Below are 12,900 nucleotides of genomic sequence, written 5' to 3' on the forward strand. Positions count from 1 at the left end.
CATCCCCTTCGTCGAATGGAGTGCTTGTGAATACGCGGTCGGTAATGGTCAGGCCGAGCCGAGCGGCTCGCGTGCTCTTGTGACGATCGGCCGGACAACGACCTCGAGGAGCAGCAGCGCGACCAGAGCGATCACCACGGTCCATCCGACGACCGCCCCGGTCGGGTAGTTCCAGAACACGATCACCAACACCGCCACGGCGATGATCGCCGCACGCACCGGAACACGGGCGTGCGCCAGCCACACCTCGACGGTGCTGGGCACGCGCGTGCTGTTCGGGTTCCTCAGCTTGTTCATCCCGTAACCGAACCCGCGACGCACCGCCATCGCCGAGGACGATCCACCGATCAGATAGGCGCCGACCGCGACCACCAGCCCCGCGACCAGCACCGCGCGGAGCATCGTCCGCAAGGGCGTCGCGGTGGCGTCGAACAACACCGCCGCAGCGTCCGGCGAACGCACCTCGGCCGGCAGATTGTCCAGATACAGCGACCGGCCGATGAGGATCGCCGATGCGAGGACCAGCATGGCGACGACGAGAGTCGCACCCACGGCCGACAGCGCACGAAGGCGTGAACCCCGTGGGGCGGCCCAGACCGCGGCAGCAGCAACGAGCAGCGTCAGCCATGGAAGGACACCGGAGGCATTGTCGAGGGCGTTGACGGCGCGCTGAGCTTTCACGAGTTCGGGAGATTCGAACAGTACGAATTGCTTGTCGATCTCCGGGATCTGGTCGGCAAAAGAAAAACCGCGTTCGACCAGGAGCGCCTTGACTCGCTCGATGATCGGGGCGAGGTTCAGGCTCACCGTCCCGCTGTCGTCGATTGCGATGGCCTCCACACGGGTATCACCGGTCAACACCGCCGCGAGCTTGTCGTGCGCCGTGCGGTTCGCTTGGATCCACAGGGTCTCGAACTGGTCCGAGGCGACAAGGCTACCGACGGTGTCGTGCACGAAGCTTTCTGCCTGGCCGGCGATGACCGGTGCCAAACCCACTACCGGTTCCAGACGCGGTCTGTCTTCGGTCAGCGCCGTCAAGGCGTCCGTGGTGAGTCCCTCGACGTCGACCTGGGCGAAGATCTCGTCGGTCACCCGGTCGGTGACCGCGCCTTGCATCACCGGATCGGAGGCGAGCGGTGTCACCATGGCCACGTAGCGGTCGGTGTCGAGGATCTCGCTGCGCGCGAAGCGGGCGGCCACCGAGCCGATGGCGAGCAGACCTACGAGCACCAGCAGGATGACCACCGCGCTCCAGCGGAGTGCGTGTCCGCGCGGGGAAGGCTCGCCCGTGGTCTGTGGGGGAGGCGCCGGGGCGTCGACGAGGGCCTTCCCGCGCAGTTCCGCGACCTCCAGGCGAAGCTGTTCGAGCTCACGGCGCTCGTCGGAGCTCAGCGGGGCATCCTCGGACGACTGATTGGGCTCTGTCATGTGGGTGTCTACCTTCTGGTAGCCGTGTCCACTTCACCTCAGTGTTGGTTGTGAGGGGGGATGAATTCGACCGCCGCGGCTGCTCAGGACACAGTGAGCTGTCCCGTCATGTTCGGGTGGTAGGTGCAGTAGATGTCGTAGGTCCGTGCGTCCGCCGGCGCGGTGAAGGTCACCGTCTCGCCGGCCTCCACCTCGACGTCGAAGGTGTCGTCGCGTGCGGTGACGCTGTGTTCGACATCGTCTTCGTTCCGGACGGTGACCGTCGTGCCCGGACCGACCGAGTCCGGTACTTCGAATTCGAACCCGGTGATGAGGATCGTTGCGGTCTCCGTACTCCCGTAATCATCACCGCGTACCCCGGCGTCGTCGGACGATTCAGTGTCGGACTCTCCGCACGCCACCAGTGCAAAGGCGGCGATCAACAGTGTTGCGAGGAGCAATGCTGCGCGCTTCATGGGTGCCTCCGGTTTCGGGCCCACCAAGAATTCAACACCTCGGGCGCGATTCCGGAGGCGAAACACGAATACATACTCGAAAACGGACTTCAGGTCTGCGCGAAGTTGCTCATGTTCACCGATCCCGAGGCCCCGGGACAGAGGATCGGACGACGGCGTCGACGAGGCCCTTCCACGAGTGGCCGATGTGGCGGGAAACGAGGTTCTGCGCTCGTGGTGCATACGAAAACGGGGTCGCGACCTCATGTGAGTTCGTGACCCCGTATGCAGTTCATGGAACTGCCCGTGGTGCGCGAGGGGGGACTCGAACCCCCACGCCCGTAAGGGCACAGCGTCCTAAGCGCTGCGCGGCTGCCAATTACGCCACTCGCGCGTCACGGACACAATACGTCATGACCCGGACAGATCCGAGTTGAAGCTGAAGCGTCGCCTTCCGGCCCAGGTCGGGGTTTGGCTGTGACAGTTGGGGCAAAGAAAACGGACGTTCTCGGGGCGGGAGTCGTTCGGGTTCCCGTCGATGTGGTCGACATGGAAGACCAGTGCGTCTCCATTCCACATGGAATCGATACCGCAACGTTCGCACAGATGGTCACGGCCTGCCTCTATCAAGGCCCTGCGCAATAGGTGGGGTTTGACGCGAGGGGAGCCGGTGGGCCGCTCCGTGAGGATGGTGGTCCAGTGACGTCGAACGGCGGATCCTCCAAGAACGCGCGGACGACCTGTGAAATGTGACGTGTCGATGCCCAGTGCTCTGATCCTGCGGCTCAGGTGAGTGTGATGACCACCGTTCGGCTTGAGTCCGAAGTATCTGAGCACTTCGGCGAAGTTGGTGCATTGCTGCACGGCCTCCTCCAGCATTTCCTTCGTGTACTTGACCGCCCTGCTCATATTGCCCCCTGCGTCGAATGGATGTTCGGACATGAAGGAAGTTAGCTGGGAGGTCCGACATGTTTCCGCCCGCGGCAACGCACGGCCACGGCGTGCCGTCAAGAGGTAACGTTTTGATAACAATAAAACGTGAGGGTTCCTCGGGTTCGTGGACGTCCACGCATCGGTGCGGCCTGCGTCAATCCGAGTTACTCGCCGGTCGCTTCATCGGTGGGTGTGAGTGAAATCACTGGTAGAGGGTTCGTGCGGCGAGGTACGCGAAACGAAACATGAGGAACCCCTCATGATTTTGTGCGAACCTTGGCATGCCCGTACGAGCAGAACACCAGTCCATGCAACACACCGGCGCGGGCAGCGCTGCAACACGAAATGCCTCCACGCAGGGGTGTTCAGGAGAGGAACCACACGCGTGACGATCGACGAGACCACACCAGGCGACAACGGACGGAACTCGAAGGCATCACGAAGCACCGGCCGGCGGGCGGCAACCGCCCCGAACGGTGCACTGGTCGACAAGCTTCTCGCGGGTGAGCCCTACGCACTCGCCTTCGGCGGTCAGGGTGCGCCCTGGCTCAGCTCCCTCGAGGAGCTCAGCCGCGACAACGGCCTCGAGCCGGCTCTGACCGAACTGGTCAACGCTGCGGCCGCACACCTCGCTCCTGTCGCCGGCGACCTCATGGTTGTGCGCCCGGCCGGGTTCGATCCCATCGCGTGGATCCTCGAGCAGGAACTCGTCGACGACGAGGACGACGCTCCCGCGGCAGGCCCGTCCGAAGCGACCCTCACCTCCGCCGCGGTGTCCAAGCCCGGCGTCTTCCTCACCCAGATCGCTGCGCTGCGCGCACTCGCGAACCAGGGACTCGATTTTGCAACCCACGCCCCGAGCGCCGTCATCGGCCACTCGCAGGGCGTTCTCGCCGTCGAGGCCGTTGCCGCCGGTGGCCGCAAGGACGCCGAGATCCTCGCAATCGCCCAGCTCATCGGTGCCGCTGCCTCGCTCGTCGGTCGTCGCCGCGGGCTGATCGCCGGTGCCGGTAAGTTCCCGATGCTCGCGGTGTCCGGTGTCGACGCGGAGCGTCTGAGCACCATCGTCGCCGAGGTGTTCGAGGGCCAGGACCCCGAGCGCAGCGCCGTTGTCGCCATCCGCAACGGCCGTCGCCGCGTCGTGCTGTCCGGTCCGCCGGCCGCGCTCGAGCGCGTGCAGCAGCGTTGCGAGGAGATCTCCGCAACCGAGACCCGCGAGCGCGATTCCAAGAAGCGTGGTGGCGCGGTGTTCGCGCCCACGTTCGAGCCGGTTCCGGCCGAGGTCGGCTTCCATCACCCCGCGTTCGCCGCTGCCGTCGATCAGGTCGCGGACTGGGCGTCGCGTTGCGACCTCGACGTCGATCTCGCCCGCAAGCTGGCCGAGTCCATCCTCGTCACTCCGGTCGACTGGGTCGAGCAGGTCGACGGCGCTGTGGCGTCCGGCGCTTCCTGGATCCTCGATCTGGGCCCGGGCGAGCTGCTCACGCGACTCACTCAGTCCGGTCTGCGCGGTCAGGGCGTCGGAATCATCGCCGCCGCGACCCGCGGTGGTCAGCGCAACCTGCTGACCCCGGGTGCCGAGCCCGAGGTGCCGCGCGCATGGTCGGAGTTCGCCCCGAAGCCGGTGGCGTTGCCCGACGGCCGTGTCGGTGTCGAGACGTCCTTCACCCGCCTGACGGGCCGTTCGCCGATGCTGCTGGCCGGCATGACGCCGACCACTGTCGATCCGAAGATCGTTGCGGCCGCTGCGAATGCGGGTCACTGGGCCGAGCTGGCCGGTGGTGGCCAGGTCACCGAGCAGATCTTCGCCGATCACGTCGCGGAGCTGACCGATCTGCTCGAGCCGGGTCGCGCTGCGCAGTTCAACTCGATGTTCCTCGACCCGTACCTGTGGAAGCTGCACGTGGGCGGCAAGCGTCTCGTGCCGAAGGCGCGTGCCGCGGGTGCACCGTTCGACGGTGTCGTGGTCACCGCGGGTATCCCGGAGCTCGAGGAGGCCGTGCAGATCATCTCCGATCTGCGTGACGCCGGCATCGAGCACGTCGCGTTCAAGCCGGGCACGGTCGCGCAGATCCGTTCGGTGATCCGCATCGCGAACGAGGTCCCGAGTTACCCGGTCATCGTCCATATCGAGGGCGGCCGCGCTGGTGGCCACCACTCGTGGGAGGACCTCGACGATCTGCTCCTCGACACCTACGCAGAGTTGCGCACGCGCTCGAATCTGGTGCTGTGCGTCGGTGGCGGTATCGGTACGCCGGAGAAGGCCGCCGATTACCTGACGGGCCGCTGGTCGACCCAGTACGGGTTCCCGGCGATGCCGCTCGACGGCATCCTTGTGGGCACCGCCGCGATGGCGACTCTCGAGGCCACCACGGCTCCTGAGGTCAAGCAGCTGCTGGTCGACACGCCCGGCACCCCCGATTGGGTGGGTGCGGGTACCGCGAACGGTGGCATGGCTTCGGGTCGTAGCCAGCTCGGTGCCGACATCCATGAGATCGACAACGCTGCGTCCCGCACGGGTCGTCTGCTCGACGAGGTCGCGGGCGATGCGGACGCTGTGGCTGCCCGCCGCGACGAGATCATCGCCGCGCTCGACATCACTGCGAAGCCGTACTTCGGTGACGTCGCCGAGATGACGTACCTGCAGTGGCTGACCCGCTACCTGGAGCTCGCCATCGGCTCCGATTGCGCGACCGAGTTCGATTGCGGTAGCGACCTGGGCGATGCCGTCGCCGACGCGCATGTCAGCCCGTGGCTGGACGTGTCGTGGCGTGAGCGTTTCCGCGAGATGCTGCAGCGCGCCGAGGCCCGTCTGCATCCCGTGGACCGCGGCCCGATCCCGACGCTGTTCGACGACGATGCAGTGCTCGAGCGCCCGTACGCGGCGGTCAAGTCGCTCACGGCTCAGTACACCGATGCCGGCGACGTGGTTTTGCACCCCGCGGATGTCGCGTTCTTCGTCTCTCTGTGCAAGACCCCCGGCAAGCCGGTGAACTTCGTGCCGGTCGTCGACCAGGACGTGCGTCGCTGGTGGCGGTCGGACTCGCTGTGGCAGGCACACGATCCGCGCTACACCGCCGATCAGGTCTGCGTCATCCCCGGCACCGTCGCCGTCGCGGGCATCACCCGCGTCGACGAGCCGGTCGGTGAGCTGCTCGACCGTTTCGAGAAGGCCACGGTCGATGAGCTTGTCGAGTCCGGTGTGGAGCCCACCCCGGTGGTTGCTCGTCGTCACCGCGATGTCGCGACCGGTCTGCTCGATGCTGTGCTGTCGTCGCCCGATGTCGCGTGGGCCGGCCGCCAGACGCGCAATCCGATCGATCGTCTCGGCGATCTCGACGAGTGGGCCGTCGAGTCGGAGGCCGCTGCGGTGCACGCGCCGACCGGCGCGACGCTGACGGTCCTCGACGGTGAGCACGTCGGCCTTCGGGTGCCCCTCGGCAACGATCGCGTCGTCGAGATCCGTATCACGGTGCCCGCATCCGTGAGCACCGGCGGCGCACCTGTCATCACCGAGGCCGACGCCGACGCCGCCATGTCGGCGCTGCTCGGTGTGGCTGCGGGACAGGAGCTTCCGGTCGTCAAGAAGGGTGCCGCGCGCATCACTCTCGGCTGGCTGCCGGAGAAGATCGCCGACCACGCCGGTGTCACCGGCGCGGGTCTGCCCGAGAATCTGAGCCCGAGCACCAACGGTGTGCCCGACGTCCTCGTGGGCGCCTGCTGGCCGGCCGTGTTCGCTGCGCTCGGCGCTGCCCGCACCGACGAGAACCTGTCGGTCATCGAGGGCATGCTCGATCTCGTCCACCTCGATCACGCGATCGACGTGAAGAACGGTCTGTCCACCGACCCGTCGATCCTGGGGGTCAAGGCGCTGGTCGAGAACGTCCTCGACACCGATCTGGGCCGTGTCGTCGAGGTCCACGTGACCATCTCCGCCGACAACGGTGACGGTTCGGGCGACAACACGGTTGCGACCTTGATCGAGCGTTTCGCGATCCGCGGCCGCACGGGCACCGCAGAACTGGCCGATCCGGTCCGCGCCGGCGGTTCGCTGAGCGACGACGTCCTCGAGACGCCGCGTCGCCGTCGCCGCGACGCCGTGATCGTTGCCCCCACCGACATGAGCGCGTTCGCGCGCGTGTCGGGCGACCACAACCCGATCCACACGTCGGACAACGCCGCGCTGCTGGCCGGTCTGGGTAGCCCGATCGTCCACGGCATGTGGCTGTCCGCCGCTGCGCAGCAGGTTGCCACGGCCATCGAGTCCGATGCGAAGCTGCCGGTGCGTCGGATGACGGCGTGGACCACGCGATTCCTCGGCATGGTTCGTCCGGGCGCGAAGATCGACGTGCGCGTCGATCGCATCGCAACCGATCGCGGCGCCGAGATCGTCGAGGTGGGCTGCCGCGTCGACGGCGACGTGGTGATGGTGGCGACCGGTCGTATCGCCGCACCGAAGACCATCTACGCCTTCCCCGGCCAGGGCATCCAGCGCCCCGGCATGGGTCTGGACGCTCGCGCCCGCAGCAAGGCTGCCCGTGAGGTCTGGGAGCGCGCCGACAAGCACACCCGCGAGGCCCTCGGCTTCTCGATCCTTGCTGTGGTGCGCGACAATCCGACGGTCCTCAAGGCTCGCGGTGTCACTCATAAGCACCCGGACGGTGTGCTGCACCTGACCCAGTTCACCCAGGTCGCGATGGCGACGCTCGGTGTCGCGCAGATCGCGGAGCTCCGCGAGGCGGGCGCGTTCGTCGAGGGTTCGCTGCTGGCCGGTCACTCGGTCGGCGAGTACAACGCTCTCGCGGCGGTCGCCGGAGTGCTTCCGCTCGAAGCGGTTCTCGAGGTCGTCTTCCAGCGCGGCTCGGCGATGCATGCTCTTGTGCCGCGTGACGAGCAGGGTCGCTCGAACTACCGCATGGCCGCGATCCGGCCGTCGCAGTTCGGTGTCGCCGATGAGGACCTGCAGGATTTCGTCGCCGAAGTCGGAGCGAGTGCTGAAGAGTTCCTGGAGATCGTCAACCTGAACCTGCGCGGTTCGCAGTACGCGATCGCGGGCACGGTGGCGGGGCTCGAAGCCCTCGAGGTCGTCATCGAGCGCAAGGTCGCCGAATTCGGTGGCAAGCGCGCGTTCATCCTGGTCCCCGGCATCGATGTGCCGTTCCACTCGACCGTCCTGCGTGGCGGTGTGGACGATTTCCGTGAGCGGTTGCTGAACCTGCTGCCCGAGGAGATCGACCCGAACATCCTCATCGGCCGCTACATCCCGAATCTGGTGCCCAAGCCGTTCAACCTGGGCCGTGAGTTCATTCAGGAGATCGCCGATCTGGTGCCGTCGGAGCCGCTCGCCGAGGTCCTTGCGGACTTCGATGCGTGGGCCGCGAAGCCGGTCGCGTTGACCCGCGTGGTGCTCGCCGAGCTTCTGGCGTGGCAGTTCGCGTCGCCGGTGCGCTGGATCGAGACGCAGGACCTGCTGTTCGCCGACGAGGCCGACGGTGGCCTGGGTGTGGAGCGCTTCGTCGAGGTCGGCCTCGGCGCCGCTCCGACGGTCGCGAACCTTGCGTCGCAGACCCTCAAGCTGCCGGGTCGGTTCGGTCAGCCGGTCGAGGTGCTCAACATCGAGCGTGAAGCGTCGATCGTGTACTCGACCGATGTGGATCCGGCCCCGGTCGAGGACGACGAGCCGGAAGCGCCGGCGCCCGAGGCTTCGCCTGCTGCTGCGGCCACACCGGTTGCTGCTCCGGCAGCGCCGACCGGTGGTCCGACCCCGGACGACATCGTCTTCAAGGCTGCGGACGCCACCAAGGTGCTCATCGCTCTGTGGACCAAGCTGCGTCCTGATCAGATCGGCCCCGTCGACACGATCGAGGCACTGTGCGACGGCGTGTCCTCGCGTCGTAACCAGCTTCTCGTCGACCTCGGTTCCGAGCTGTCGCTGGGCGCAATCGACGGTGCCGCCGATGCAGACATGGGCGCACTGGCAGGCACGGTCGACCGCCTTGCCCGCACCTACCGCCCGTTCGGTCCGGTGCTGTCGGATTCGATCAACGATCACCTGCGCAAGGTGTTCGGCCCGTCGGGCAAGCGCCCCGGTTACGTCGCCGACCGCGTCACCAAGGTGTGGGGCCTGGGCGAAGGCTGGACCCAGCACGTGACCGCGGAGGTTGCTCTCGGTAGCCGCGACGGATCGTCGATCCGCGGTGGAGATCTGGGTGGTCTGTCCCAGGGTGCACTCGGTGACACGGCCTCGGTCGACGCATTGATCGACGCCGCGGTCCAGTCGGTCGGTTCACGTCGCGGTATCACGGTGTCGATGCCGTCGGCCGGTGGTGGCGGGGGAGCGACTGTCGATGCCGCTGCTCTCGGTGAGTTCACCGAGCAGATCACCGGTCGCGACGGTGTGCTCGCCAGTGCCGCGCGCCTCGTGCTCGAGCAGCTGGGACTGAATGAGAAGGTGTCCGGTCTCGCCGACAAGGCCGACGACGAACTCGTCGATCTGGTCTCGGCCGAGCTCGGTTCCGACTGGCCACGACAGGTTGCACCCGCGTTCGACGCCCGCAAGGCCGTCCTCATCGACGACCGGTGGGCCACCGCGCGTGAGGATCTTGCACGTGTCTGGCTCGGTGACACGGTGGAGGTCGAGCGCTTCGACGGTGCAGGCAAGACGGTTGCTGCTCATGCGACCTACTGGCAGGCCAAGGCGAGCGATGCAGGTCGCACGCTGCTGGCCGAGACGTTCGGGCGTATCGCGACGGCTGCGGCAAACACGGGCGACGCCGAGTACGCAGGTGAGGTCGCTGTCGTCACGGGCGCCAGCAAGGGTGGTATCGGTGCGGCTGTCGCAGCGAAGCTGCTCGGCGGCGGCGCGACGGTGATCGTCACCACGTCGCGTCTCGACTCGAACCGTCTCGGGTTCTACAAGGACCTGTACGCACGCCACGCTCGTACCGGTGCGGCCCTGTGGGTCGTGCCCGCCAACATGGCCTCGTACGCCGACGTCGACGCTCTGATCGAGTGGATCGGCACCGAAACCGTGGAGAACGCGGGCGGCGCCAAGAAGCTCATCAAGGATGCGCTGACCCCGACGCTGCTGTTCCCGTTCGCTGCGCCTCGCGTGGCCGGTTCGCTCGCCGACGCCGGTGCGCGCGCCGAGATGGAGATGCGGGTTCTGCTGTGGTCGGTCGAGCGGCTCATCGCCGGTCTGTCCGGTATCGGTGCCGATCACGACGTCGACACCCACCTGCACGTGGTGCTGCCCGGGTCTCCGAACCGCGGCATGTTCGGTGGCGACGGCGCGTACGGCGAGTCGAAGGCCGCGCTCGACGCGATCGTCACTCGCTGGGGTGCCGAGCGCACGTGGGCCGAGCGCGTCACGCTGGCGCACGCGCTCATCGGCTGGGTGCGTGGCACGGGACTGATGGGCGGCAACGATCCGCTGGTCGAGGCCGCCGAGGCCGCCGGTGTACGCACGTGGTCGACGCCCGAGATGGCGACCGAACTGCTGAAGCTCGTCGGTCCGGAGGCCAAGCGTCTTGCGAAGGACGCACCGCTCGTCGCGGACCTGACCGGCGGTCTCGCCGAGGCGGGTCTCGATCTGCCTGCGCTGGCGAAGCAGGCACAGGACGCGGCCGATGTCGCCGAGGAGGCCGACGAGGACGGTACCGCGACCATCGCGGCACTGCCTGCGGCCCCGCGTCTCGATGCGGCCCCGATTCCCGAGTGGAGCGAGGTCACCGCGGATCCCGAGGACCTCGTGGTCATTGTGGGTGCGGGCGAGCTCGGCCCGTACGGTTCGTCGCGTACTCGCTTCGAGATGGAGGTCGACGAGGAACTGTCGGCTGCCGGTGTGCTCGAACTGGCGTGGGTCACGGGTCTGATCGAGTGGGAGAACGAACCGAAGCCCGGCTTCTACGATGCCGAGACCGGTGAGCTCGTCCCCGAGTCGGAGATCGCCGACCGTTACAACGACGCGGTGGTCGAGCGTTGCGGCATCCGTCGCTACGCCGACGACGGAGCAATGGTCGACAACACGGCTCCGCTGATGACTTCGGTGTTCCTCGACAAGGATCTGTCCTTCGTGGTCGGCTCCGAAGCAGAGGCCCGCGCGTTCGTCGATTCCGATCCGGAGAACACGGTCGCTGCGGTCGATTCCGAGTCCGGAGATTGGACGGTCACCCGCAAGGCAGGCACCGAGATCCGCGTGCCGCGTAAGGCGAAGCTGTCCCGCACTGTCGGTGGCCAGATCCCGACCGGGTTCGATGTCACCCGCTGGGGCATTCCCGCCGACATGGCGGATGCGGTGGACCGAGTGGGTCTGTGGAACATCGTGTCCACGGTCGATGCGTTCCTCACCGGCGGCTTCACCCCGTCCGAACTGCTGCGCTGGGTGCACCCGTCGATGGTGGCGAACACGCAGGGCACCGGTATGGGCGGCATGACCTCGATGAGGTCGCTGTACATCGACACGTTGCTCGGCGAGAACCGCGCGAACGACATCCTGCAGGAAGCCCTGCCGAATGTCATCGCCGCGCACGTCGTCCAGTCGTACGTCGGCGGTTACGGTGCGATGGTGCACCCGGTCGCGGCGTGCGCCACGGCTGCCGTGTCGGTCGAAGAGGGTGTCGACAAGATCAAGCTGGGCAAGGCCGAGTTGGTTGTCGCCGGTGGTTTCGATGATCTCGGTATCGAGGGCATCGTCGGCTTCGGTGACATGTCGGCGACCGCGAAGTCCGACGAGATGACCGCCAAGGGCATCGACGATCGCCGCTTCTCGCGGGCCAACGATCGCAGGCGCGGTGGGTTCGTCGAGTCGGCCGGTGGCGGCACTGTGCTGCTGGCGCGCGGGGACCTCGCACTGGAGATGGGGCTACCTGTTCTCGGTGTCGTGGCATATGCCAGTTCGTTTGCCGACGGTGTCCACACCTCGATTCCGGCGCCCGGCATCGGTGCGCTCGGCGCAGGTCGCGGCGGACGCGAGTCGGCTCTGGCGAAGGAACTGCGCAAGCTCGGTGTCACTGCGGACGACATCGCGGTGGTCTCCAAGCACGACACGTCGACTGCGGCGAACGACCCCAACGAGTCGGAACTGCACGAGCGCTTGGCCGGCTCGCTGGGCCGCAGTGAGGGCAACCCGCTGTTCGTGGTCTCGCAGAAGTCGCTGACCGGACACGCCAAGGGTGGCGCAGCCGCCTTCCAGTTGGTCGGTCTGTGCCAGGTGCTCAGCCAGGGTGTCGTCCCGCCGAACCGCAGCCTCGATTGTGTGGACGAGAAGATGGCCGAGTACGAACACCTCGTGTGGGCACGTACGCCGATCCGTTTCGGCGAGCAGTACGCGCTGAAGGCGGGCCTGCTGACCAGCCTCGGCTTCGGTCACGTGTCCGGGTTGATCGCGGTGGTGCACCCGCAGGCGTTCGTGGAGTCGCTGCCGGCCGATCGTCGTGAGGCGTACCTCACGCAGGCTGCGGAGCGCACGGTCGCGGGTAAGCGGCGCTTGGTCTCGGCGATGACCGGTGGCGCGGCACTGTACGAGCGTCCCGCGGATCGCCGGTTCGGTGGGGACGCGGTACCTGCCGCTGCTGCACGTCAGCTCGAAGCGGATGTGCTGCTCACCGAGGAAGCACGCCTCGGTGACGGCGACGTGTACCGCTCGGGTCTGCCGGGCTGCAAGTAGGTAACAGCAGAGATGGGAGTTGCGGGTATCGGGTTCGACCTCGTGTCGGTGCCGGAGTTCGCCGAGCAGTTGCGGCGGCCGGGCACGACGATGTTGGCGAACTTCACCCCGGGTGAGCGTCGCGATGCGAATACCCGCAGCTCCGATCCTGCCCGGCATTTCGCCGCGCGCTGGGCGGCGAAGGAAGCCGTGATCAAAGCGTGGTCGGCGTCGTTGTTCGGGAGCCCGCCGGTGCTGCCGGAGACGATCCACCAGCAGATCGAGGTGGTGTGCGACGCGTGGGGACGGCCGAGCATTCGGTTGCATCGTGAGGTTGCGGAGCATCTCGGCGGTCGGCGGATCCATGTGTCACTGACGCACGACGGAGACATGGCCGGTGCGTTCGTGGTACTCGACGATGCCGCCCGCGAAGACTCGTCCGGGGAGGACGACAGGTAG

At 67.1% G+C, this 12,900-nt stretch carries 5 protein-coding genes and 1 tRNA gene; 2 read left to right on the forward strand and 4 right to left on the reverse strand.

Features of this window, described 5'->3' with window-relative positions; genetic code table 11:
• Window positions 1-48 precede the first annotated feature (48 nt).
• From MWU77_RS16185 to MWU77_RS16200, 4 genes are all read right to left on the reverse strand, one after another.
• Window positions 49-1,428, reverse strand: a complete 1,380-nt coding sequence (locus MWU77_RS16185; protein ID WP_247274231.1) for a hypothetical protein — start codon at window positions 1,426-1,428, stop codon at window positions 49-51.
• An 83-nt stretch (window positions 1,429-1,511) separates the two neighbouring features.
• The gene (locus tag MWU77_RS16190; RefSeq protein WP_247274232.1) at window positions 1,512-1,883 is read right to left on the reverse strand and encodes a cupredoxin domain-containing protein; all 372 of its coding nucleotides are present in this window, start codon (window positions 1,881-1,883) and stop codon (window positions 1,512-1,514) included.
• A gap of 286 nt (window positions 1,884-2,169) precedes the next feature.
• A tRNA-Leu gene (locus MWU77_RS16195) sits at window positions 2,170-2,256 on the reverse strand.
• 17 nt (window positions 2,257-2,273) lie between these two features.
• A complete protein-coding gene (locus MWU77_RS16200; protein WP_169688514.1) occupies window positions 2,274-2,771 on the reverse strand; it encodes an HNH endonuclease in 498 nt (165 codons plus the stop codon).
• Window positions 2,772-3,180: 409 nt separating this feature from the next.
• Here MWU77_RS16200 and MWU77_RS16205 point away from each other — a divergent pair, with 409 nt between their 5' ends.
• Both MWU77_RS16205 and MWU77_RS16210 read left to right on the forward strand, forming a co-directional pair.
• A complete protein-coding gene (locus tag MWU77_RS16205; RefSeq protein WP_247274233.1) occupies window positions 3,181-12,462 on the forward strand; it encodes a type I polyketide synthase in 9,282 nt (3,093 codons plus the stop codon).
• Between the two features lie 12 nt (window positions 12,463-12,474).
• Window positions 12,475-12,900, forward strand: a complete 426-nt coding sequence (locus MWU77_RS16210; RefSeq protein ID WP_247274234.1) for a holo-ACP synthase — start codon at window positions 12,475-12,477, stop codon at window positions 12,898-12,900.

Origin of the sequence: Rhodococcus sp. F64268 (genome assembly GCF_023015605.1) — a bacterium.
GTDB lineage: Bacteria > Actinomycetota > Actinomycetes > Mycobacteriales > Mycobacteriaceae > Rhodococcus.

Excerpts from the sequence above, each read along its gene's own strand:
- MWU77_RS16185 (WP_247274231.1), bottom strand. The coding sequence starts at position 1,428 with ATGACAGAGCCCAATCAGTCGTCCGAGGATGCCCCGCTGAGCTCCGAC.
- MWU77_RS16190 (WP_247274232.1), bottom strand. The coding sequence starts at position 1,883 with ATGAAGCGCGCAGCATTGCTCCTCGCAACACTGTTGATCGCCGCCTTT.
- MWU77_RS16200 (WP_169688514.1), bottom strand. The coding sequence starts at position 2,771 with ATGAGCAGGGCGGTCAAGTACACGAAGGAAATGCTGGAGGAGGCCGTG.
- MWU77_RS16210 (WP_247274234.1), top strand. The coding sequence starts at position 12,475 with ATGGGAGTTGCGGGTATCGGGTTCGACCTCGTGTCGGTGCCGGAGTTC.